Raw genomic sequence first — 23754 nt, 5'->3', positions numbered from 1 at the left:
ATTAGCGCTATCGGGTGACAGCTCGTAACCCCACCTGGTCCAGGGCCGACTCCAGGTATAGGCGGCCGGTGGGGAGGACGCCGTGTCCGGAACGAGTGGGTGAGCCCCTGTGGACGCGTTGATCGAGATCACGCAGCCCGGCCAGGGAGCCGATCACCGGGTGGACCTCTACCTCGGTGACGACGGAGTGTGGCCGGCGGAGCCGACGGCGTCGGACACCGTGCCGGCGGACCTGGCCGCCGCGTCGCTGCCCGTGCCGTCGACCGGCGCCACGGCGTCGGACGCGATCGTCGGCTTCCTCCACGCGAACCCGGAGTCGCAGGCGTTCGCCGACCTCGGCCTGCACCTCGGTCGGCTGCTCCTGCCGCCGAACGTGCGCGAGCACTGGTCCCGGCCAGGGGTGAAGCGCACCTTCCTGTGCCTGCCGCCGGCACTGCGCCGCCTGCCGTGGGAATCGGCCAGGTCCGCGCACGCCCTGTTCGTCCAGCCCGACCAGCCGTTCATCCGGCTGCACCGGCGCGTGCCGGGCGACGACCCGATCGCCGAGTCGCTGCCGATCCGGGTGCTGGTCGTGCGCGGCGATGACGACGACGACATCGGTTCCCGCGCCGAGATCCGGGAGATCAAGAGGGTCGTGGGCGGCGCGCCGGGCCGGATCGAGGCGGAGTTCCTGTCCCGGCCGACCGAATCGGACCTCAAGTCGGCCTACCGGCGGGTCGTGCCGCACGTGCTGCACTTCATCGGGCACGGCACGCGCAAGGCGAGCACGGGTCAGCCGGCGTTGCGGATCGTCCCGCCCGGCCGTGAGGCGTGGTTGCTCACCCCGACCTACATCGGCGACCTGCTGAGCCGTCCCGCGCCGCGGCTGGCGATCCTGAACGCCTGCCGCTCCGGCGAGACGGCGGACGCGGTGGCGCTGACCGACGTGTTCCTCGACAGCGGGGCCGCCGCCGTCGTCGGCATGCAGGGCGACATCCGGGGCACGGCGGCGGCGCTGTTCGGCGGCTCGCTCTACCGCGCCCTGCTGGCCAACGCGCCGGTCGACCGGGCCGTGGCGACGGCGCGCGAGGCCGTGTACGCCGACACCGGCGTGTCCGACGGCGCCCGGGACTGGATCCTGCCGAGCCTCACGCTGCGCGTGCGCCCCGACGACGTGCTCCCGGACCTGTCCGCGACCGGCGCGCGTGCGGTGCGGATCGAGCAGCAGTTCGAGAAGGAGGTCGGCGCGTTCGTCAACCGGGTCCACGAGCGCCACAAGCTGCTCAAGGGCGTCGACCCGGGCGTCGGCGAGCCGCTCGAACCGCTGCTGCTCGTCGTCGGCGAGTCCCAGGTGGGCAAGACGCGGCTGCTGAACTGGCTGCGGCGGCGGTGCGCGGTGCGCGGGCGGCGGGTCAAGTACGTCAGCTTCGACCGGCCGAACCCGGTCGAGGTGCTCGGCGACCGGCCCGCCAGGTTCGACTTCCTGGAGGTGCTGTACGCGATCCGGGACGTGGCGGAGGACCTGCCCAACCTGCCCGAGGGGGTGGCGTCGGCGTTCGACCGGTTCAACCACGACGTGGTCCACCTCGCCGAGGGCAGGCTGCCGCCTGACCCGCCCGTGCCGACGCCGGAGCCGGCGCGGTGGCCGCGGCTGACCGGCGGCACGTCGCACCACGTCGCGGCGACGTTCGAGTCGTTCCGGGCGTGCCTGGGCCGCGCGGCGCAACCGGAGCCGTTGTTGCTGGTCTTCGACCACGTCGGGAACGTGCTGGACTCGGCGTTCCGGCAGCAGCTGTACGACCACCTGATCCGGCACGTCGCCGACGGCGAGCTGCCGAACCTGAGCCTCGTGGTGGTGATGACGAACGAGCAGTTCGCCACGCACTGGCCGGAGCTGGGCGGCGGCACGCGGGTCGACCTGGACCGCATCGAGGCGGAGGAGTTCTCCGCGCTGGCCGAGGACGTGGTGCTGGCGGTCGGCCGGTCGATCGGCGACCCGCACGTGCAGCTGATCGAGGCCATCGGCAAGGGCGTCGCCACCGGCAAGTGGAGCCCCGCCGTGCTCGGCGACCTGGAGAACATCGTGAGGCGGATGCGATGAAGCCGATCGACGCCGAGCTGTTGCGACGCCTGGCTCGGGGTGACTCCCTGGAGGACGTCCTGGCGTCGCTGCGACCGGCGGACCAGTGGGACGTGCTGCGGCGGTGCGCCGCGGTCCGCTCGTTCGACCGGGAGCTGTACGACAAGGTGCTCGTCGCCGACGTCGACGGCGCGCCGCCGTTCGACGCGGTCGTCACCGCGCCGGAGGTCGAGCCGATCCAGGGCACGCGGGAGGCCTACCGGCTGCGGCCGGGCGCGAAGGCGCGCTACTGGAACGGCTGGTGGCCCGACGGGGCCGACCCGCGTGCCGTGCCCGAGGAGCTGCGGTCGCTGGTCGGCCGCCTGGCGCGGCACTACCGGGCCGCGCACAAGCCCGTCGACCTGCTCGAACAGCTGGTGCTCCTCGACCACCGCGCCGCCGCCGAGCTGTTCGTCCGGCTGTACGCCAAGGCCGACCACCGGCACGACCTGGCGCTGTGCCAGGAGCTGATCGACGTGCTCGGCGCCGAGGACCGGGTGCGGCTGATCGGCCCCGAGCTGATCGCGCTGCGCCACGACCGGGCCGCGTACCTGCGCACCCGCGGGTTGTGGTCGACCGAGTACCTCCAGTCGGCCACGTTCCTCGAGACGGCCGGCGCCAAGGCGACCTACCAGCGGCTCGTCCGGGGCGACGGTCCGCGGATGGTGGTGCTGCACGGCCCGTCCGGGCGCGGCAAGACGATGGAGCTGCGCTGGCTGGTGTCCCGGGTGCTGGTGCCGCGGCGCGTGCCGTGCGTGCTGGGCGACTTCGACGTGCTGGACCCGGTCAACGTCGCGCGGTACCCGTGGCTGCTGCTGGTGGAGGCGGCGGCGCGGCTCGACCAGCAGCTGCCGGCGGCGCCGTTCACCGAGTTCCTGGAGCGGTACGCGTGGACCGGGGTCCTCTCGCGGCGCCAGGTCGCGGACCCCGGTCGGGCGGCCGCGGCGAGCAGGCGGCTGTGCGACGAGCGCGACCGGCTCGGGGTGGACGTGCTCAAGGACTTCGTGCGCACGTTCAACGAGGCGATGGCGGACAGGCCCGCCGTGATGGTGCTCGACGCGTTGGACCGGGTGTCCGCGAACCGGTCGCGCGAGGAGCTGGCAGGCCTGCTCCGGCAGCTGTTGCGGCTGTACCGCGACTGCCCGGCGATGCGGATCGTGCTGGCCGGCCGCTACCCGCTCGCGGTGCCGGTGCTGCCGCCCGCGGTCGATCGGCACCTGGCGCCGTTCGCCGCCGACGACGCGACGCGCTACCTGGCCGACCTGCGCCGCATCACGCGCGCCGACCTGCGGCACGCGATCGTGGCGAAGGCCGGGGGAGAGCCGGTGGTGCTGGCGCGCCTGGCCGACCTGGTGCAGCAGCGGCCCGACATCACGCCGGCCGAGATCCGGGAGTACCGGGCGGACCTGACCGCGCTCGTGCTCCAGGTGCTGCGGCCGATCGCCGACCCGGGCCTGCGGTGGCTGCTGCGGTACGGGATGGTGGCGCGGACGTTGAGCCTCGACTTCGCGCGCGAGGTGCTCGGGCCGCACCTGCGCGCCGCCGCGTCCGGCGACCTGGACCTCGACGACCCGGGCGAGGACGTGGTGCCGGGCGGTGAGCCGGCGTCGTTGTTCCCCGTCACCGCCGACGTGGACGTCGAGCGGTTGTGGCCTCGGCTGACGAGGTTCGCGGGCACCACGCCCTGGGTCGTGCCGGTGCCGGGCGAGCCGGACTCGCTGCGGTTCGCCGACGCCGTGGCCGAGCCGATGCGCCGCCTGATCCGGTCGCACGCCGTCCACGACCGGCTGCACGCCGACGCCGTGGCGTTCTTCGAGCGCAAGGCGGAGGCCGACCCCGAGCGGTGGGACCGGTGGACCCGGGAGGCGGTCTACCACCGGTTCCGGCTGGAGGGCCCCGCCGCGGTGGACTACTGGCGCGCGGCCCTGGACCAGGTGGAGCTGGGTGAGGCGCACCGGCGGGCCGCGTTGGCCGAGGAGGTGCTGGGGCCCGACTACGTCGACGCCGACGCCGACCCGCGCCCGTGGGACGAGCACCGGCCGATCGTGACCCGGGAGACCGTGGTCGAGGCCCGGTACGAGCTGGCCGCGGCGCTCACGCAGCTGGCCAGGCAGGGCGGTGCCGAAGCGGCGGACCAGCTGTGGAGCCGGGCCGAGGAGAACTTCTCGGCCGTCGTGCGCGACCGGGACGACTTCGGCGCGGACGTCGTGCCCGACTGGCGGCTCGGGTACGTGCGCGCCGCGCTCGCGCTGAAGTCCGGCGACGTGGCCACCGCCGAGGAGGAGCTGACGCGGGCGTTGCCGCGGTCGTGGGGCACGAAGGACGACGTGCGGCTGCGCATCCTGCTCGGCGACGTGCGGATGATCCTCGGCGACCGGCAGGCGCCCGAGGAGTACCGGCGTGCGGCGGAGGCGGCGGTCCGCGTCGGCGCCCGCCGGTGGGAACCGCCGATCCGACTGCGGATCGTGAGGGCGTACCGGCACTTCGGGCGCCTGGCGGAAGCGATCCGCGAATTGAACCTGGCCCGGCGCGGCGGGCCGTTGAACGCCGAGCAGCAGCGCCGCTGCGGCCTGCTCGCGGTCGAGCTCGGCCTCGGCGCGAACCGGCTGGAGTGGGCGGCCTTCCACGCGCGCCGGGTCGCCGCGCGCGACGGCGACCGGGAAGGGCAGGCCGCCGGCGCGAGGGTGGCCCTGGCCGCACGCAGGCCGCTGCTCGCGCTCGACCTCGCGCACCGCGCCGAACACCTGGCCCGCGGCTCCGCGCTCGCCCGTGAGCTGACCGGGCTCGCCGAGGGCATGGTGGCGCACTACGGGAAGGCCTTGCACGCGCTGGAAACCGCGCGGTCGCGGTGGCGTCGCGAGGGTGACCGCGCGGCCGTCGCCCGCTGCCACACGCACTCCGCGGTGCTGCTCATGCGGGAGGTCGGCAACCTCACCCTGGCCGAGCACCACCTGGCCGAGGCCGTCGAGCAGGCCGCCCGGGGCAGCGACGCCTGGTGCGGTGCGGAGCTGGCCCGGGTCGAGCTGCTGGGGCTGGACGCACGGCCGCACGAGGCGCTGGACGCGGTCGCCGCCGTGATCGGCGAGCTCCACCGGCGTGCCCACCCGCCGTGCCTGGTGGCTCGTGCCGCCGTGGAAGGCCTGGCGATCGACCTGCCCGACGGGTTCCGGTGGTTGCTGGACGAGCTGGTGGCGCGGCTGCGCGAGATCACGCCCGCGTCCGCGCGCCTGGTCGTGCTGGAGGAACTGCGCCGCGTGCCCGATCCGCACGACGACCGGGCGCGGGACGCCTGGCGCGAGGTCGCGTCGCTGGTGCGGCTGGAGACGGACCGGTTGCGCGCGACGGACCGCGCCCTGCTGGACCTGGCGTCGGCGGAGGTGGACCGGCTGACCGGCGATCGGGCGGCGGCGGAGCGGAAGCTGGCCGGGGCGCGGCCCACCGGTGGCTCGTGGTTCGCGCTCCGGGAGTGGTCGCGCGCCGTGGACCGGCTGGGCCTGCCCGCGCGAGGTGACGTGGAGGCGTTCCTCCGGGAGTTCGGCGGCCACCCGATGCTGTGCGCGGCCTTCCTCGTCGAGCGCGCGGAAGCCCTGATCGCGCTGGACGAGCCGGACCGGGCGGAGGCGGCGTTGCGCCGGGCCGCGCCGCTGCTGGCCTCCGCCGACGAGCGGGAGACGCAGTGGCACGCGAGGTCGCACTACGCGGGCAGCGTGATCGCGGAGAAGTCCAGCCGGGCGCCGGAACCGGAGCTGGTCCGCGCCGGTGCGGCGTTCGCCGCGCTCGGTGACGCGCGCCGTGCGGCGGTCGCGTCCCGCTTCACGCGCGGGCGGATCAGCACGACGTTGCGCAACGCGCGCGGGCGCGTGCGGCTGGCCGTCGAGGACCGGGCGCTGGTCGTGCAGACGTCCGTCCCACCCGACGTGGACACCACCATCCGCCACGACAACGCCTTGGTGGACGCGATCCTCGGCGCGGGCCGGGCCGGCTCCGGGCCGCTCGTCGAACGGCTCCGGGAGGACTGGCAGGCCACCTGCGCCGGGCTCGGGTCGCTGCTCCTGCCCGGTCCGGCGCTGCGGGCGCCGGCCGGCCCGTTCGACCTCAGGTGCGACGTCGAGGACCGCAGGCTCGGCGCGGTGCCGTGGGAACTGGCGCTGCGGCCGGACGTGCGGCGGCTGCTCGTGCTCGACCGCGCCGTCGCCACCTTCCACCGGGCCGTGTCGCGGGAGGCCGCGTACCGCGACGAGATCAGGTTCGTCCAGGTCGGCCTCAACCGGGTGGCCGACGCGGACCTGGCGGCCGACGGCGACCTCGGCCCGCACACCAGGAGCGCGTTGCGGCGGTACCAGGAGGCCCGGGGCCTCACCCCGGACGCCGACCTCGGCGCCGAGCTGCTGGACCGGTTGCAGCGCGACCTCGCCGAGCCGGTCAAGCCGCTGGCGGTGCTGGCCCAGCCGAGCCGGTCGTCGCAGATCAACTCCGCGCGCGGGCACCTGAACTCGGGCGTCGACCTGGCCCACCTGTACGGCAGTCACGGGTTCGACGTGGAGTCGGTCGAGAACCCCACGCTGGACCTGCTCGCCGGGGCCGTGACCCGTGCGGTCCACAGTGGACGGACGCCGGCGGTGGTGCACCTGGCGGGCGGGCTGCGCGAGTCCGGCGGCGGCGTCGCGCTCACGTTCCTCGCCGGTGGCTGGGCGACGGAGGCGTTCAACGCCACGCCGACCGCCGAGGAGATCCCGGTGACGGCGCTCAACCGAGTGCTCGCCGCCGTGCCGCGCGACGAGTTCCGGCCGCTCGTGGTGCTCGACGTGAACCGGCCGTGGGGCTCGGACGACGCGATCTCGTACCTGGTGCTGCGCAACGCGTTCGCGACTGACCTGTTCGCCCTCGGCCGGTGCGCGGGCGTGCTGGGCGCCGGCCTGGCCGGCGACGGCGAGCACGACCTGTGCGACGCCGTGATCGGCGCGATCGCGGCGGGCCGGTCGTTGGCGGACGTGGCGGGCGGGCTGCGTTCGCCCGCACGGCACGCCACCGGCCTCGACCGGGTGCTGCCCACGGCCGGCGTCGCCCTGCACACGCACCTGCCGTGGTTGCGGCTCGTGCCACGACCGGGAGGACGGCCATGACCACGACCGACCGCAAGGTCGCCGAGCTCAGGCACAAGCTCGCGGGCATCGACGCGGACTTCGCCCGGTGGCGCGCCGAGACCGCGTCGGGCCGGGTCCTGCGCAAGCACCACACCCAGGTGGTCCGGCTCACCGACCGGCTCGGCGGTGTCGTCGAGCGGATCGGCGCGGAGCTGGACGCGGTCGCGGCCGATGGCGCCGACGTCCTGCGGGAGTGCCGCCGGCTCCAGCTGCGGATGCTGGAGGTGCACCGGCTGTGGGACTTCTACCGCTCGAAGCTGAACCTGCGGTACGTGGAGTGGTACCGGCCGTTCCTGACCGCCGTGGACGAGTTCGCCTGGCGGTGCTACGAGCCGGCGGCGGCCGGCCGCGACCGGGAGGCCCCGCTGGTGCACCTCAGCGGCGAGTTCAGCCCGTTCACGCACCTGCGGGAGACGCCGTTCGTGGTCGAGGACGTGCCGGACGCCTTGGACACCGCGGACTTCCTCGGCGTGGTCACGCGGCTGCCGATCCCGATCATCGGCCTGCCGTGGTACCAGCTCGTGCACCTGCCGGACGCGGTGGTGATCGGGCACGAGGTCGGGCACGCGGTGGAACGCGACTTCGGCCTGCTCGGCACGGTCCGCGCGCTGACCAGGCCGGTGTTGCGGACCCTGCCCGAAGCCCGGCGCGACGCCTGGGACACGTGGCTGCCGGAGGTCTTCGCCGACCTGTACGGGGTGCTGGCGGCCGGACCGGCGTTCGCGTCCGCGCTGGCCGACCTGCTCGTCGTGGACGACGCCCGGACGGCCGCCGAGATCGACGGACCGGTCCTGGTCCACCCGCCCGCGGCCGTGCGGCTCGCGTTGACCGCGCGGGCGTTGGCGGAGACGGGTTTCCCGGCGGCGGGGACGCCGTGCGGGCCGTTCGAGGACGACGTCGCCCCGATGACGACGGCACTGCTGGACGGGCCGTACCCGGGGCTGGGCGACCGCCCGCTGCACGAGGTGATCGCGTTCACCGCCGACCAGCAGCGGCACGCCGTCACCGCCGCCGACGGTCTGGTGGACCACCAACGGCCGGAGACCAGCGACGTCCGGTGCCTGATCGCGGCCGCCCGGCTGGCGTTCGACCGCGAACCCGCCCTGTTCGCCCCGCCGCCGCCCGACCGCGTCAACGCCCAGGACCTGATCCTCGACAAGGTCGCGAAGGCCGTCGGGGACGGCTCGCGCGCCGACGTCGGCGAGGGGGGACCGGTGGTGGACGACCGGGCCGCCGGCGCGGAGCTCTACGACCTGATCGACACGATGATCCGAAAGGCCCACGATGACCACCACGACTGAACGACCGCAGGACCCCATGGCCGCCGTGGCGCAGCTCGCCCGGCTGGTCGCGGGCGAGGACGAGCAGCGGTTCGTGCTGGTGTACCACGCGCTCGCCAACCAGGTCGACGGCTTCGTCAACGGCGACCGCGCCGAGGGCTACCGCCTGGCCCGCTCGCTGCTGCGCCGCGGCGTGTCGCCCCTGACCAGGTCGGCCGTCGCCGCGGAACCGCCGTCCGACAGCATCTTCACCGACCCGGTGTACCTGGCCAACATGCGCGCCCTGGTCGACGACCACGCCCACATCATCGGCGGCGTGCCCACGGCCGACTTCCCGGAGTGCGTCGCCATCGGCGGCCCCGACGCGTGGTGCTGCTCGGGCACGCTCGTCTCGCCGAACGTCGTCGTCACCGCCGGGCACTGCGTGGACGGCGGGTGCGCGGCCCGCGTGTTCATCGGCAAGGACGTGGAGTTCCCCGAGGACGGCGAGGTGATCGAGGTCGAGACCGCGCTCGCGCACCCCGACTACCGCCCGCCCCGGCCGACCGGGGACATCGCGGTCCTGGTGCTCGCGCGCCCCGCCCCGGTCACGCCGCGCCCGATCGCGACGCCGGACCAGGTCGCCGCCGCGAAGTTCGTGCGGCTCGCGGGTTACGGCAACACCGACGTGCACAGCAGCGGCGGCTACGGCCGGCGGCGGATGGTGGACGTGCCGATCGCGAGCGACCACCCCCGGCACGGCGCGGACGCCGCCACGGAGTTCGTGGCCGGCGCGCCGTTCCTCGACCGGGACAGCTGCAACGGCGACAGCGGCGGCCCCGCGTACGTGCAGGCGGGTGACCAGTGGTTCCTGGCAGGCGCGACGTCCCGGGCCACCGCCTCGTCGCTGCGCCCGTGCGGCGACGGCGGCATCTACACCCGGGTGGCCTCCTACGAGAAGTGGCTGTGGACCGTGCCCGGAGCCCGTCGGCCCCAGTAGCTGTTCGAGGTTCGGTGTCTTGTCGGGCTGGTAGAACCGCGGCCAGCCCGCGGTTCCGGACGGTGCTCGACCGGATCCGGGTTCCCGGCCCGACCCGTCGGCCACCGCACCCGTCCAGGAGCGGTGGCCCGCACCGGTGCGTCACCTCGGCACAGCTCGCGGTCGCCGATGCCTAGCCGAGATCCAGAACCTCGTCGTCCGCGTGCGTGCCGAACTCGGCGACGCGCACCTCCGCGATGCGCTCGTACCGGCTGATCCGGTCGGTCCACTCCACGTCGACACCGAACGCCACCTGCGCGAAGCCCACCCGGCCGACGGCCTCGGCCAGGCCCGGATCTCCAGGGGCCAGCAGCCGCACCGGCGCGTCGAGCGCCACGGTGTGCGGCGGCACGAAGTACTCGTCCGGCAGGACAGTGCGCGCGTGGACGAGCGCGCCGACGGCGACAACCGAGCCGGCGCCCAACCGTGCGCTCTGGAGGACCGTCGCCGCGGTCGCCACGTAGGCACACCTGCCGACCTCGCAGCCCAGCAGCGTGGCATGCGGCCCCACGAAGACGTGGTCGCCGACGAGCACCGGCTGATCGCCGGCGACCGCAGACCCGCGCAGCACCGCGTTCTCGCAGATCACCGCCGCCTCCCCGACCTCGATCCGGGACCCCTCGGCATCGAGCACGGCACCGTACATCACCCGCGCCCTCGGCCCCACGCGGACATCGCCGACCAGCGTGGCCGTCGGGGCGACGTAGGCGGTGGGATGGACCTGCGGTTCATGCCCGCGATGCCGGATGCGGATCCCTCGCGCTTCAGCGATCATGAGCGGATCCTCGACCGACCGACCGCGAGCAAGCCGGCGGATTTCAGACGTCGCGTTCGTCGAGACCTGTGCCATCCGCCATCGGAGGCACTACTACAGGGCGAACGTTGCCTGACGCGGCACTAATACGCGGAGGCGCGGACGGCGAACACCGAACGGCTGCCGGCGTACTCGGTCAGCGACCAGAGCTGTCCCTTGGCGGGCCAGTAGGAGAGGTCCTCCGGCCCGATCGGCAGCACGTCGTAGTGCATCACGACCGAGCCGCCGGGCTTGAACGTGGCCAGGTCGCCCGCGTTGCCGCTGCCGTCGCTGGTGGAGAGGTAGAACTTGCCGTTGACCGCGGTCGCGCCCTGCATGCTCTGCACCGACACCTCGTAGGCCTCGCTCGCTCGCGCGTAGCCGTCGGACGCCGTGGTGAGCATCCGGGTGGTGTAGTCGATGGGGAAGCGGAACAGGCGGCTGCCCGCGCCGGGGTTGGCGTACTCGCCGACGACTACGCTGTCCGGGGTGCTGGTGCGGTCCAGCGAGGCGAACGAGAACCGGATGGGCGCGTGCCCGTTGGTGGTCGACTGGTTGTAGGCGAAGACCTGCGGCAGCACGTACTTGTAGCCGTAGGCCTGGTAGCTGCCGTCGGCCTGACGTCCGATCGCCGAGCCGTCGCTGGTGCTGGTCTGCCAGAGGTGCCGCAGGTCGAACACCCGGAAGCCGCTGCTCGTGGACGCCACGTACAGGTAGTGGCCGTACCAGAACATGCCGCCGGCGTGCAGGTTGATCGGCCGGAACGACGCCTGGCCCGCGCTCGTGGCGTACGGCTCGACCAGCAGCACGTGGCGGTAGGTCGGCGCGGACGGCGTGGCGTAGTCGACGAAGGAGACCCGGATGCCCCGGTCGATCCCGTCCGTGCCGTTGTCGTACCAGCTGACCAGGACCGCGGTGGAACCCTCGTAGGTCGCCTCGCCGTACGCGTCCGCGGTCGTCGTGATGCCCTGCGGCATCCAGTACGCGACGTCGTCGTCACCGCTGTTCCAGCAGAACGCGGCCACGCGGTTGGCCGCGGCGGGGGAGCACGAGGTGGCGGCGCGGTTGCCGTCGCCGACGACGGTCGGCACGCTGACGTTGGGCAGCGCGGCGTCCAGGTCGTCGATCAGCCCCGAGTAGGCGGTGGCCTTGAGGCGGAAGTTCGTCGCGGGCAGGGTCGTCGCCGCCTGCGCGGGCGCGGCCGGCGCGATGCTCGCGACCAGTGCCGCCGCGAGCCCGGCGACCACCATCCGGTACTTGTTCACCAGACCACCACCATTGTTGGTCGAGTACTGACGAACCGTCATCATGGCGGGAGTCGGGCGCTCGTCGCAACGGGTCGGCCCACGTGGCGGCCGTGACCTCGTGGTGGGATCACGGCCGCACGGCAGGTCAGACGAGCGGCCTGGCCTCGACGGGCACCCAGTCGGTGTGCTTGCCGGGCACGTCGTCACCGGACGAGATGCCCCGGATCCGGCGGTTCACCCAGGGCAGGACGTGCTCGCGGTAGTACCGGGTCTCGGCGAGCAGGCTGCGGCGGGCGGCGGGGCCCGGGTCGACCGCGTGCGCCTCCGTGACGTGCCCGAGGGCCTTGAGCACCAGGGACGCGACCCGTCGGTGCCCGGCGGCGTTGAGGTGCAGCCGGTCCGGCGACCAGTACTCGGCCCGGCGGACCTCGACGTCGTTGAACGCGTCCACGAGCAGCACGCCGCGCCGCGCGGCCAGCTCCTTGATCGCCGCCGTCAGCAGCACGCCCCGGCGGTGGACGGTGCGGCCGAACGGCAGCCGCTGCGACGGGTCGGCCCCGCTGAGCAGCACCAACCGCACTCCGGCCGACGCGCACCGCTCGACCGCCTGCCCGGTCAGCCGGACCAGCCGGGCCAGGTCGACCCCGGGCCGCATCATGTCGTTGCCGCCGCCGTTGAGGGTGATCAGCGTGGGCGCGGGCGTGAGGGCCAGCGCCGCGTCGAGCTGGCCGGTGACGATCGGCTCCAGCAGGCGGCCCCGGACGGCGAGGTTGGCGTAGTGGACCGTCTCGCCGAGCGCGACGGCCAGCCCCTCCGCCACCAGGTCGGCCCAACCCCTTGGCGTGCCGTCGGGGCGCTCGTCGCCGACCCCTTCGGTGAAGCTGTCGCCGATGGCCACGTATCGCACTGCCGGTGCCTCCCCCTGCTGGAACGTCACCGCCAGCATATGAGGCGCCCCGGCGTGACTTAGCACACCTGCTTGGCGGCGAGCACCCGGCGCAAGGCCTCGTCCACGCGGGCCTGCGGCAGGGCGCCCGAGGCGACCGCGCCTTCCAGGTGGTCGAGCACCTCGCCCACGCGGCCGCCCGACGACCACAGCGCGATGTCCGCGCCGGCCGCGAGCGCCTGCGTGACCGCGTCGGGCAGGCCGACCCGGTCGGTCACCGCGCGCATCGCGCCCAGGTCGTCTGTCATCGCGGGACCCGTGAAGCCGAACTCGCCGCGCAGCAGCGCGTACGCCTCCGGGCTGAGGGTGGCGGGCACGCCGCCGGTCAGGCCGGGCACGTCGATGTGGCCCAGCATCACCACCACGTCGCCGAACCGCGGCAGGTGCCGGTACGGGACGAGGTCGGTGTCGCGCAGCGCGGCCAGCGGGGGCGAGGTGACCGCGCCGAGGTGCGAGTCGCCCGTCGTGTTGCCGTGGCCGGGGAAGTGCTTGACCACCGGCGTGACGCCCGCGTTGTGCAACCCCTCGGCGAACGCCAGCGCGTACCCCAGCGCGGTGTTCGGGTCGGGGCTGAACGAGCGGTCGCCGATGACCGTGCGGTCGGGTTGGCCGCTGGTGTCCAGCACGGGCGCCAGGTCGGTGGTCACGCCGCGCTCGCGCAGCGCGAGGCCCCGGTCCCGGGCCACCGCGCGGACCTCGTCCGGCGACAGGTCGGCCGCCATCCGCCGGGCGCTGGGCATCGAGCCGTCCAGCGCTTCCAGCCGCTGCACCCGCCCGCCCTCGTCGTCCACGGCGACCGTCAGCGGGAGGGCGGACGCGGCGTGCACGGGCGCGAGCGCGCCGGCGCTGAGCAGGCCGACGTCGTCACCGCCGATGAAGATCCCGCCCACCTGCTCGTTCCGCACGACGGTGAGGGCGTCGGCGGGCCCGCGCGGGTCCACTCCGACGACGAGGGACTGCGCCAGCCGGGCCCGCAGCGGCAGCGCGGCGATCTTCTCGGCGCACGGGTCCACCACCGGGGGCGGCGGCTCGACCGTCGTGGACGACGGCGACGGTGACGGCGGCGCGGTCGAGGACGACGTCGACAGGGCCGCGGGTCGCGTCGGCCGGTCGCTGAGCGCGGAGGTCACCACGGCGAGCGACCCGGCGACCACCGCGCCGACCGCCACGACCACCAGCATCGCCGACGTGCCGAGCCCGCGGCCACCGGTGCGCCTCACCGGCGGTCGCCTCCGTCGTCCGACGGGCGCCGACCCGGTCGGCGCGTTACCGCGTGCACAGTGCTCACTCCCACGTCCTCGCCCGCTCGGCGGTGAGTTGCCCATCGTGCGGCGGGCCATCCGGGCCCGCAACCCCGGCGCGACCGAGGCCGCCGTCACATTCCGCGTCACGAGGCATCACGGCCATCGTATCCGTTGCTCGGATCGTGCCTGAAGGGCCGCGTTTTGTCAGCGCGGGAGATCGACCGCGATTTCGCGGTGATGGTGGAATATGAATCTTCGTCGGGGCCGGTGGATCGCGGTGATGATTATGGCCGTCGGCTTCCGCCGGTCAGAGGGGCCACCACCGCCGTTTCGATCGCGGCGCGTGATCGGGCACGAGCGCGTTGGCCGCGTCCCTGGTGCCGGGGTGGTCGGGGCCGAGGCGTGCCGTGCGCTCGGCCACCACGCGGCGGCACAGGGCGGCTGCCTCCGCGTCCCGCCCGGTGCGGGCCAGGGCGCGGGCCACGGTCAGCGCCAGGTCGTCCTCGCGGGTGGTCGGCGGGTCGACCAGGGCCTCGCGGGTGATTCGGTCGCACGCCTCGCCGAGCCGGGCGTCCGGCGGGCCGTCGGCGAGCTGGGCCTCGGCGAGGGCCCGTGCCGAGGCCCAGTCCTGCTCCCTGGCGGCCCGAGCCCATCCGGTGGCGTCGCCGTGCTCCATGAGGTCGAGGACGGAGTGGCCCTCGGGTCTGCGGTAGAGGTAGCCGGCGCGGAAGGCCAGCCACCGCGCGCGGTTCATCGTCGCCAATAGCGGCGCCATGTCGGCGGCGCACTGCGCGTCCGTGGGTTCCGGCACGAGGGTGATCGTGTGCTCGTCGTCGACGGGTGTGGCGTCGTCGAGCAGCGTGCCGACGAAGTCGCGCGCGCCGCCGTTGAGGACGGCTTTCGCGTGCGCGCGGCCGAGCGCTTTCCCGATTCCGCAAGCGAGGAAGAGGCTGTTCCACTCCTCGCGGATTCGGAGGAGGTTGTCGACGTCGAAGTACTCCGCAGGCGGTGGGCCGTGCCACAAGTGGTGGAATGCGGCGTAGTCGACGCGGGTGTCGCGGGCCCGGTGCACGTTCGACGACAGTTCGGCGGGCACCAGGCGGCGAATGGCTTCGTCGGATCCGATGAGAAGCGGGAAGTGCGCGGGGAACCGGATGAACAGCGGCCGTCCCGCGGGTAATCGTCGCGGGCGTCGGGCGGCGGTGACCACCACGCCGTGCTCGTCCATCGTGACGAAATCCTCGTGCGGGTCGCGGAACAGGTCGTCCAAGGGGACGCAGGAGAACCGCGGTCCCAGCGAGCAGGCCAGGTCCGCCGGTCGGGACGCCTCGTGCCACCGGGCCGCGTCCGGGTGCCGTTCACGCAGCTCACGCCAGTCGACCGGACCGGACAGCAGGACCACGCCGTCCCGGTCGACCAGCAGTCGCACCAGCAGTCGGAACAACTCGAACCGGGGTGTCCGGCCGGTGCGCGCGGTTATCTCGGTGAGCGGGACGGTCCTCTCGGGCAACGCCAGGTCACGTCGACGCAGGACGAAACCGGAATCGCTCACCAGCGCATGCTAGCGGGTGTGATTCGGACCACGACCGGGCGCGCGGGAATGGTGGTCGGACAATTTCGCCGCGCTGTAGTGAAACTTTTGCGCGCCGCGAACCGCCCGGACACTACTGTTCGGGCCATGGCGAGAGGACGCGTCACCCGCGAGGACTGGACGATGGCGGCGCTGCGCGCCCTGGCCCGGGGCGGGGTGGCGGCGGTGGCCGTCGACGTGCTCGCCGGGGAGCTCGGCATCACGCGCGGCAGCTTCTACTGGCACTTCAAGGACCGCGAGGCCCTGCTCGTGGCGGCGGTGGAGCTGTGGGAACAGCGCACCACCGCCGACTTCATCGCCCGGCTCGCGTCGCTCGACGACCCGGAGGACAAGCTCCGCGAAGGGCTGCGGACGGCGCTCGGCGCGGAGGTCGTCCCCGGCCTGGAGCCCGCGCTCGTGGCGCACGCCGACGACCCCGTGATCGCGCCGGTGCTGACCAGGGTGATCGAGCGGCGGATCGCGTTCCTCGCCGAGATCTACGCCGAACTCGGCCTCACGCCCGCGGTGGCACGTCGACAGGCGGTCCTGGCCTACGCGGCGTACCTCGGCTGGGCGGAGCTGCGCCGCGTCGCCGCCGGGGTGGTGCCCGAGGTCGCGGTGGAAGGTCCGCGCGGGCGGGCGGGCCTGAAGCACCTCATCGACCGGCTGGCCGCCGTCCGCTAGTGCTCTGAGCGGGATGGTTCACCGGGTGGGTGCTCACCGCGGCAGTACAGGCCCGGTGCGCTACCGGCCCGCGAAAATCGCGTGACCGTCCCAAGGGCACTGGTGACACTCACGCCATGACCGGTTCCGCACTGCCCCGACTGCTTCGACCGCGTGCCCTGAGGCCCGGGGATCTCGTGGTCATCGCATCGCTGTCCGGTCCGCTGCCGGCCGCTCACGAGCCCAACGTCGAGCGGACGGTGGTCGTGCTCGAACGGATGGGATTCCGCGTGCGCCGGGCACCTCTGCTCGAAGCAGGGCGGCGCCATTGGTGGAGCGCGGCCACGCCGGCGGAGATCGCCGGGGAGCTCAACGGGCTTCTGCGTGATCCCGAGGTGCGCGCGATCATCGCGAGTGACGGTGGCCAGACGGCGCTCGGCTACCTCGACCTGATCGACGTCGAGGCGATCAGGGCCGACCCCAAGCCGATCCTGGGCTACAGCGACCTCTCGCTGCTGCACCTGGTGCTCTACGCGCGCACGGGTCTGGTCGGGTTCCACGCCGACATGGCGGTCCCCGGCTTCGGCGGGCACTGGCAGTCCGCGCCCGTGGCGCGCCGAGCAGAGCTGGAGGAGCTCTACTCCAGGTTGCTGACCGGTACCGCGGCGATCGGTGCGCTGCCCGCGAGCCCGTCGTGGGAGTGCTGGCGTCCTGGCCGTGCCGAAGGTCGGCTGATCGGCGGGGTGATCAATCGCATCGTGCTGGCGCAGGCGACGCGTTTCGCGCTGCCGCTCGAGTGGTTCGAGGGCGCGGTGCTGTTCTGGGAGGAGATGGGCGGCCTGGCCTCGCATGTCTGGAGCTACCTGCAGGTGATGCGACACTGCGGCATCCTCGATCGGATCTCCGGCATGGTCATCGGGGTTCCGCGCGAGATCAGCGGACTGGAACCCGGCGCGTCACCGACCCTGCCCGAGATAGTCCTCGACGTCCTCGGCGACCGTGACATCCCGGTCCTGGGCAACGTCGAGTTCGGGCATGCCGGCCCGAACCTGCCGATGCCGGTCGGCATCCGCGTCGGTCTCGACGCGCGGCAGCGGACGTTGTCGCTGCTCGAACCGGCGGTAGGGCCGCACGCGACGACGGGACTGGTCGGCTGAGCGCTGCGGAGCGGTGAACCGACCACCCCCGGGGCCCGACTCGCGCTGTGGTCTATTGACATACAGGACTGTATGGATAAAACATACAGTCGTGTATGGACAACGGGGAGGGTGGTCGGAGCCATGGCGCACCGGGCGTTGAAGGTGTTCCGGATCGGCGCGTGGGCGTGGGTCGTCACGGGTGTGGGCCACCTGGCCACCGCGGCGCTGCTGGCGTCACGCCCCGAGGACCCCGCCGCGAGTTCCGCCCTCGTGGCGATGCGCGAGTACGGCACGGAGATCGCCGGTGTCCGGCGCAGCCTGCTCGACCTCGACCGGGGCATGTCGCTCGTCATGGCCGCCGCGCTGGTCTTCGGTGGCCTGGTGTGCGTGCTCGTCGCGCGGTCGGCGCCGGACCTGGTCACGCGGTCGCGATCGCTGAGCGGCCTGTGCCTGGCGGCGTCCCTGGTCGTGCTCGGCCTGTCCGCGTGGCTGCTGCCCGCGCCGCCCATCGTCCTGTTCGCGATCGCCTGCGCGGCGTTCGGCCGAGTCCTCGCCACGGCCCGGCCGGAAGTTTCCGCGCGGCCCGCATGACCACCCGAACGCGTCGCGACCGCGTGCTATACCTGAAGTGCCACAAGGGGAACAGCTCCGGCTGAGCACGGGAGGCAGGACGTCATGGTCGCGCACGTGGTCGTCGTCGGCGCGGGTGTCTACGGCGCGGCGGTGGCCGCCTCGCTGACGAGGAGAGGCGCCCGGGTCACCGTGGTCGACGCGGGCGCGCCCGGCGGCGGCACGTCCGGCGCGACGTTCTCGTGGACGAACTCCTGCGGCAAGCAACCCCGCTCGTACCACGACTTCAGCGTGACGGGCATGCAAGCCCACCGGCGGTTGGCGGCCGACGTGCCGCACGGCGACTGGTACCACGAGACCGGCAACCTGGAGTGGGCCGCCACCGCCGCCGACCGGGCGGAGCTGAGCCGGAAGGTCGCCGGTGTCCTCGACTACGGCTACGAGGCGCGGTGGCTCGACCGGGCCGAGGCGTTGGACCTCGAACCCGACCTGGACCCGGCCGCGCTGCCCGACGACGGGATCGCGTACTTCCCGCGCGAGGGCTGGGTCGAGCCGACCCGGCTGATCGGGCACCTGCTGTCGAGGGCCGCCGGCGCGGAGGTCGTGCGCGACGACGCGGTGACGGACCTGGAGGTGGTGGCGGACTCGGTGCGCTCGGTCGGGCTCGCCTCGGGGCGGCGGCTGCGCGCCGACGCGGTGGTGGACTGCGCCGGGCCGCAAGCCGCGCGGATCGCGGAACTGGCCGGGTTGGCGCTGCCGATGCGCAACACCCGCGGTGTGCTCGTCTACACCTCGCCGGTCGCGGTGGCGGTGGCACGGGTCGTCCACGCGCCGCACGTCCACCTGCGCCCGGACGGCGGTGGGCGGCTCTTGCTGCACACCCCCGAGGTCGACGACGCGGCCCGCGCGTCCGACACCGGCGAGATCAGCGTGGAACCGTCGGCGGTGGAGGAGGTGGTAGAGGCGGGCCGTGCGCTCTACCCCGGCGTCCGCGCGGCGTCCGTGGAGAGCGTCCGGGTAGGGGAGCGGCCCATCCCGTTCGACGGCCTGCCGGTGCTGGGCCGGGTGCTCGAACTGCCGAACTTCCACTTCGCGGTCTCGCACAGCGGCGCGACGCTGTGCCTGCACGCGGGCGACCTGGTGGCGGCCGAGGTCCTGGGCGAGGACCGCGACGACGCCCTGGCCCCGTTCCGGTTCGAACGATCCGCTGCCGCCGAACGATCCGCTGCCGCCGAACGGCCCGCCACCCTCCAGTGAGGACCGGCGCGGCGTTGACTAGGCTCCGCAACGTGACCATGACCGATGTGGTGACCCGATTCCTGGACGGCGCCATCCACGCGTTCGACTTCCCCGATGGCGCGGTGGCGGACTCGGTCGCCGTGTTCGAGCTCCCGACCGGGGTCGAGCCGGACGGCCACGACGTGGCGCCGGACCTGGGCCGCGCGGTGTACGCGACCGGTGACGAGGTGGTGTGCGTCGACCGGGCCGGCAAGGCGTTGTGGCGGTGGGGTTTCGGCCCCGGTTCCGCGCGGCGGGCCGCGTCGGCGGCGAACTGCCGGTTCTCGGCCGACGGCACGGAGGTGTGGCTCTACCTGCCCGACGCCATGGCGGGACGCGGGCCGGACCGGTGGGTCGTCCTCTCCGCCGCGACGGGTGACCTGACCGCCGCGGCGGAGCTTGCCTGCGCCGGGCACGGCGGGAGCCAGTTCGCCCACCCGGACGGCGTGCACGTGCTGCTCGACGTCGGCGAGGGGCAGGACGGTTCTCAGGTGTACCGCGGTCGTCTCGTGCCGGACGGCCTCGACGTGGCCGCCTACCCCTGGTCCGACCGCAGCCTGGTGGACCTGGCTCCCGACGGCGGCCACTTCATGACCGTCCACCACGAGCAGGAGGACGTCGCCTTCCACACCCACCCCGACGGCGAGGTCGTCGTCCGGGTGCCGGTGGAGTCGTTCGGCCACGACCCCGAGGAGGTGTACGTGGAGTGGGCCGGCGGCTACCTCGACGCGGACACCGCGATCGTCGTCCTCGGCGGTGAGACCGAGGACGAGGAGGAGTGGCACCGGCACCACCTCGTGGACGTGCGCACCGGAGAGGTGCGCGGCACGCTCGACACCCCGTCCCGCGACGCCTACGACGTCGAGCCGCGCGGCGACGGGTCGTGGCTCAGCACGGACGACGACGGCCGGCCACGACGTCACACCCGCTGAGGGTCTTCGGTCAGCCGTAGCGGCGATGCCGCGGTCGATGGCGCGGCCTCCGGTTCGGTGGCACTGTCGCGCTGCCCGCGGACCGTGCGACCGGCGGAGGACGTCTTGGCGGACCACGCGAACGGCGGGCTGCTCCGGCAGCTGACCAGCCGCCAGATCGGCATGATCTCACTCGGCGGCACCATCGGCACGGGGTTGTTCCTCGGTTCCAGCCTCGCCATCTCGATGGCCGGCCCGGCGGTCGTGCTGGTCTACCTGGTGGGGGCGCTCGCCGCCGTCGCGGTGGCTTACGCGGTGGCCGAGATGGTCGTGGTGCACCCGCAGGCGGGCGGGTTCGGCGCGGTCGGCGCGCGGTACGCCGGGCCGTTGGTCGGGTACGTCCAGCGGTGGTGCTACTGGGCGACCCAGGTGATCACGGTCGGCGGCGAGGTGGTCGCGGCCGGGCTCTACGTCCGGTACTGGTGGCCGCAGGTGCCCTTGTGGGCGTCGGTCTGCCTGTTCTCGGTGGCGATCCTGGGCGTCAACTTCGCGGCCGTGCGGCTGTTCGGCGAGGTCGAGTACTGGTTCGCGATGGTCAAGGTGACGGCGCTGGTCGTCTTCCTCGTGCTCGGCGTGCTCTACGTGGTGTTCGGGCTGCCGGGGCAGGACGCGGCCGGGCTGTCGGCGTGGACGGACCACGGCGGGTTCATGCCCAACGGGCTGACGGGCGTGCTGCTGGCGGTCAGCGTGGCGACGTTCAGCTACGGCGGGGTGGAGTCGGTGGCGATGACGGCCGCCGAGTCGCGCAGCCCGGTCCGTGACATCCCGCGCGCGGCCCGGCGGGTGGTGCTGCGGCTGGGGTTGTTCTACGTGCTGGCCACCGGGATCATCGTGGCGATCGTGCCGTGGACGGAGGCGGCGGCGGTCGACGGGGTGGCGGAGAGCCCGTTCGTGGCGCTGTTCGCCTCGATCGGCGTCCCGGCCGCCGCCGGCCTGATGAACCTCGTCATCCTCACGGCCGCGCTGTCCGCCGCGAACACCACGCTCTACCTGGCGTCGAGGACGATGCACTCGCTCGCACTGGACCGCTACGCGCCGAGGGCACTCGCCGCCGTGACCGATCGGGGCAGCCCGGTGAACGCGGTGCTCGCGTCGACCGCCGGCCTGGCCGCCGCGGCGGTGGCCGCCGCCCTGTCGCCGGACGCGGCGTTCCCGGTGCTGCTCGGCATCGCGCTGTTCAGCGGCATGGTGGCGTGGATGCTGATCTTCGTGAGCCACCTGGCGTTCCGGCGCGCCCGCCGCGGCCTGCCGCCCGCGTCGGTCCGGTTGCCGGGCGCGCCGGTGACCTCGGTGCTGAGCCTGCTGTACGTGGTGCTGGTGGTGGTGGCGACGGCGTTCACCGAGGCGTTCGGCCCGGCGTGGCAGGTCGGCGTGCCGTTCGTGGCCCTGGTGCTGCTGTCCTACCCGCTGGTGCGGTGGCGCCGGTCGGCCCGCGACCGACCGGCCGAGGACTACACCGAGTCGATGTAGCCGTGCGCCACGATCCGCCGGGCCGCTTCGCCGTACCCCTCCGGGTCGTCCAGCGCGAGCGTGCCGAGGCCGTCGACGTACCGGTTGAACATGCAGAACGCCGCCGCGATCAGCACGGTGTCGTGGATCTCCACGTCGGTGGCGCCGTGCGCCCGGGCCGCGTCGACCAGGTCGATGGTGACCTTGAGGCCCGACTGCTGCGTCGCGCCCGCGATCCGCAGCAGCGCCCGCAGCTTCTCCGACACCGGCGCGGTGTCGAGGTCGTCCCGCACCTGCTCCACCAGGGCCATGCCCTCGTCGAGTTGCGCGGCGGCGAACGCCGAGTGCGAGTCACCGCAGAACCGGCACGAGTTCAACCTCGACACGTAGGCCGCGATCAGCTCGCGCTCGCCGGCGGGCAGCGAGTTCGGCGAGCGCAGCAGGACTTCGGCCAACTCGTTGAGCGGCTTGGCCGTCTCGGGGCGGAATCGCATCAGGCCCCGGATGCCGGGGAACAGGGTCTCGTCCATGCCGAGATCGATGTGCGCCATGGTGTTCACGCTAGCCGTTCACCGACCGCTCGGGGGGCGGTCGGTGAACGGCGGCACTGCGTGATCCCGCAGTGGACGGCCCGAGCCCGCCGCGATGGGTGCGACGGGACCCGGGCGCGGTGGCACTACTTGGCGTGGCCGCGCAGCGCGAGCAGCACGGCGCCCGTCGTCAGGCCGTAGCCGACCGTGTGGCCGAACAGGCTGACCCACTGGGGACCTTCGACGACGAACACCATCTCGCTCATCATCGGGTCGGCGGTCACGCTCAACCACAGCGGCATGATGATCAGGGCGCCGAGGATCCAGAGCACCGCGCCGTAGAGCATGCTCGCGATGTAGACGGGCGGCATCATGCCCAGGTTGCGGGTCAGGACGCCGAAGCCGGCGCCGGCGATCGCGGAGATCACCATGTGGACGATGAAGCCGACGAAGGCGTTCTCGACGCCGATCAGCATGCCGACCATCGGCAGGGAGCCCAGACCGGCCATCAACAGCCCGAACACGAGGCCGCCGGCGAGTCCGGCCATCGCCCCGTTCCGGATGGGGGACTCAGACCTCGTGGTCGTCGAGGCAGCGATTGTCGCGGACACGATCAGCTCCTTTTGTCAGTTGTAGGGCATGGTCGGGAACCAGCCGATCCCGAAGATCGACGGGACGCGGACGTCCCAGTACACGAGCAGGAACACACCGAGCGAGATGAGCAGCGCCGCGCTGACCACGGTCGAGCGGCGGCTGTTGGAGCCGAACCACCGCAGGAACCGGCCCTTGGTGCCGAGGGCGAGCGCCGCGAACACGATGGTGACGAGCAGGACGTTGCCGACGGACTGGAGCACGAACGTGCCCGCGCCGAAGAGCGGGTTGCCGGAGTCGACGGCGGAGCGGAACAGCTTGATGAACATCGGGTAGGGCCGGCCGATGAGGAACGCGCCGACCAGCGCGCCGAGCACCACCACCCGGGCCACCGGCCGGTCGCGGAACACGTCGGGCAGCACGCCGAGGGCGGCGAGCCCGAGGTAGGCCATCGCCAGGCCGACGAGACCGAACACCACGGCCGACTGCACCAGCCGCACGGGCATGTCGCCGATCATCGCGCCCGACAGCTGCGGCAGGCCCGGCCCGATGAGCACGCCGACCGCGCCGTAGACCGCCGACACGCCGACCATGCCCGCGGTGAAGAAGCCCAACGGCCGCAGCAGTGACCGCAGCGTGCCCTGGGAGGCCCCGCCGGCTTCGCTCATCGGTCCGATCGACGCCGCCATGGCGATGTTGCACGCGGTGAACGTGCCCGCGAGCCCTGAGACGAACGCGAACACCAGGCCGGCGGCGGTGCCCGCGATCGAGGCGCTCGCGGCGTCCTCGCCGAGCAGCGCGTTGGCGACGTTCGCGCCGATCACGTGGTCGACGAACTCGTAGGACCACAGCACGGACAGCAGCACGCCGGCGATGACGCTGCCGACGATCAGCCGTCCCGGTCTGGTGATCCGGTCGGTCCCGATGACGGGCCGGTGGGCCATGGGCGTTCACCTCGCTGCGGTGGCGGAGCTCTCTTCGGTCGACTCAATGTCCTTGGCCGCGCGCCGGTCCGACAACTTCCATGCTGCTGTCCTGCGCCGCCGTCGCGCGGCGGGCGACCGCGGCGCGACGGGGCCGTCCGGCGGGCGGGAAACACCCGGCGGAACCACCGGGTCATCGCGAATGCCAGTACCGCTGATACCAGGATGAGTGATGGCGCGCGCCTTGTCGGCGAGCGCGGCGGCATTGAAGCCGAATCGCGTCGCCGGTGCCAGTGGCAC

General features: G+C 73.5%; 18 protein-coding genes. 10 read left to right on the top strand and 8 right to left on the bottom strand.

Features of this window, described 5'->3' with window-relative positions:
• The first annotated feature begins 109 nt into the window (after nucleotides 1-109).
• The 4 genes from ACZ7GX_RS25430 to ACZ7GX_RS25415 are packed head-to-tail and all read left to right on the top strand — an operon-like array spanning nucleotide 110 to nucleotide 9501.
• Nucleotides 110-2080 carry a CHAT domain-containing protein gene (locus ACZ7GX_RS25430; protein ID WP_498780101.1) on the top strand — a complete coding sequence of 657 codons (1971 nt, stop codon included), beginning with the start codon at nucleotides 110-112 and terminating at the stop codon, nucleotides 2078-2080.
• A complete protein-coding gene (locus ACZ7GX_RS25425) occupies nucleotides 2077-7221 on the top strand; it encodes a peptidoglycan-binding protein (protein WP_498780099.1) in 5145 nt (1714 codons plus the stop codon). Before ACZ7GX_RS25430 ends, ACZ7GX_RS25425 begins: the two co-directional genes overlap by 4 nt.
• On the top strand, nucleotides 7218-8543 hold the full coding sequence (locus ACZ7GX_RS25420) for a hypothetical protein (protein WP_498780097.1): 1326 nt from the start codon (nucleotides 7218-7220) through the stop codon (nucleotides 8541-8543). The genes ACZ7GX_RS25425 and ACZ7GX_RS25420 overlap by 4 nt, the downstream gene beginning before the upstream one ends.
• Entirely contained in the window at nucleotides 8527-9501 is a 975-nt protein-coding gene (locus ACZ7GX_RS25415) for a S1 family peptidase (RefSeq protein ID WP_498780096.1), read from the top strand. Before ACZ7GX_RS25420 ends, ACZ7GX_RS25415 begins: the two co-directional genes overlap by 17 nt.
• A gap of 172 nt (nucleotides 9502-9673) precedes the next feature.
• On the opposite strand, the gene ACZ7GX_RS25410 is transcribed toward ACZ7GX_RS25415, so the two are convergent.
• The 5 genes from ACZ7GX_RS25410 to ACZ7GX_RS25390 all read right to left on the bottom strand — a co-directional run bounded on the left by ACZ7GX_RS25410 (nucleotide 9674) and on the right by ACZ7GX_RS25390 (nucleotide 15322).
• Nucleotides 9674-10390, bottom strand: a complete 717-nt coding sequence (locus ACZ7GX_RS25410; RefSeq protein WP_498780095.1) for a gamma carbonic anhydrase family protein — start codon at nucleotides 10388-10390, stop codon at nucleotides 9674-9676.
• A gap of 47 nt (nucleotides 10391-10437) precedes the next feature.
• Entirely contained in the window at nucleotides 10438-11640 is a 1203-nt protein-coding gene (locus ACZ7GX_RS25405) for a hypothetical protein (protein WP_498780094.1), read from the bottom strand.
• An 85-nt stretch (nucleotides 11641-11725) separates the two neighbouring features.
• Nucleotides 11726-12487 carry an SGNH/GDSL hydrolase family protein gene (locus tag ACZ7GX_RS25400; RefSeq protein WP_498780092.1) on the bottom strand — a complete coding sequence of 254 codons (762 nt, stop codon included), beginning with the start codon at nucleotides 12485-12487 and terminating at the stop codon, nucleotides 11726-11728.
• Nucleotides 12488-12546: 59 nt separating this feature from the next.
• On the bottom strand, nucleotides 12547-13707 hold the full coding sequence (locus ACZ7GX_RS25395; RefSeq protein WP_498780134.1) for a glycoside hydrolase family 3 N-terminal domain-containing protein: 1161 nt from the start codon (nucleotides 13705-13707) through the stop codon (nucleotides 12547-12549).
• Nucleotides 13708-14077: 370 nt separating this feature from the next.
• A complete protein-coding gene (locus tag ACZ7GX_RS25390; RefSeq protein WP_498780090.1) occupies nucleotides 14078-15322 on the bottom strand; it encodes a hypothetical protein in 1245 nt (414 codons plus the stop codon).
• Nucleotides 15323-15448: 126 nt separating this feature from the next.
• Between ACZ7GX_RS25390 and ACZ7GX_RS25385 the strand changes: the two genes are divergently transcribed.
• The 6 genes from ACZ7GX_RS25385 (at nucleotide 15449) to ACZ7GX_RS25360 (ending at nucleotide 21431) form a co-directional block, all read left to right on the top strand.
• Nucleotides 15449-16024, top strand: a complete 576-nt coding sequence (locus ACZ7GX_RS25385; RefSeq protein WP_498780088.1) for a TetR/AcrR family transcriptional regulator — start codon at nucleotides 15449-15451, stop codon at nucleotides 16022-16024.
• Nucleotides 16025-16140: 116 nt separating this feature from the next.
• Nucleotides 16141-17160, top strand: coding sequence for a S66 peptidase family protein (locus tag ACZ7GX_RS25380; RefSeq protein WP_498780132.1), 1020 nt, complete (start codon nucleotides 16141-16143; stop codon nucleotides 17158-17160).
• Nucleotides 17161-17271: 111 nt separating this feature from the next.
• Complete coding sequence (locus ACZ7GX_RS25375; RefSeq protein WP_498780086.1) at nucleotides 17272-17733, top strand: LIC_13387 family protein; 462 nt, start codon at nucleotides 17272-17274, stop codon at nucleotides 17731-17733.
• Between the two features lie 84 nt (nucleotides 17734-17817).
• The gene (locus tag ACZ7GX_RS25370) at nucleotides 17818-18969 is read left to right on the top strand and encodes an NAD(P)/FAD-dependent oxidoreductase (protein ID WP_498780085.1); all 1152 of its coding nucleotides are present in this window, start codon (nucleotides 17818-17820) and stop codon (nucleotides 18967-18969) included.
• A gap of 32 nt (nucleotides 18970-19001) precedes the next feature.
• The gene (locus ACZ7GX_RS25365) at nucleotides 19002-19922 is read left to right on the top strand and encodes a hypothetical protein (RefSeq protein ID WP_498780083.1); all 921 of its coding nucleotides are present in this window, start codon (nucleotides 19002-19004) and stop codon (nucleotides 19920-19922) included.
• Nucleotides 19923-20027: 105 nt separating this feature from the next.
• Entirely contained in the window at nucleotides 20028-21431 is a 1404-nt protein-coding gene (locus tag ACZ7GX_RS25360; RefSeq protein ID WP_498780081.1) for an amino acid permease, read from the top strand.
• On the opposite strand, the gene ACZ7GX_RS25355 is transcribed toward ACZ7GX_RS25360, so the two are convergent.
• The 3 genes from ACZ7GX_RS25355 to ACZ7GX_RS25345 form a co-directional block, all read right to left on the bottom strand.
• Complete coding sequence (locus ACZ7GX_RS25355) at nucleotides 21413-21961, bottom strand: carboxymuconolactone decarboxylase family protein (RefSeq protein WP_498780080.1); 549 nt, start codon at nucleotides 21959-21961, stop codon at nucleotides 21413-21415. The genes ACZ7GX_RS25360 and ACZ7GX_RS25355 overlap by 19 nt on opposite strands.
• A 125-nt stretch (nucleotides 21962-22086) precedes the next feature.
• Nucleotides 22087-22488 (bottom strand): hypothetical protein, encoded by a 402-nt coding sequence (locus ACZ7GX_RS25350; protein ID WP_498780078.1) that lies wholly within the window; start codon nucleotides 22486-22488, stop codon nucleotides 22087-22089.
• Between the two features lie 78 nt (nucleotides 22489-22566).
• Nucleotides 22567-23475, bottom strand: a complete 909-nt coding sequence (locus tag ACZ7GX_RS25345; RefSeq protein WP_498780076.1) for a hypothetical protein — start codon at nucleotides 23473-23475, stop codon at nucleotides 22567-22569.
• Nucleotides 23476-23754 lie beyond the last annotated feature (279 nt).

This window comes from Actinosynnema sp. NPDC037264 (genome assembly GCF_055603705.1).
The sequence above is the reverse complement of the archived record's forward strand: the minus strand, read 5'-3'. Positions and strand labels throughout refer to the sequence as shown.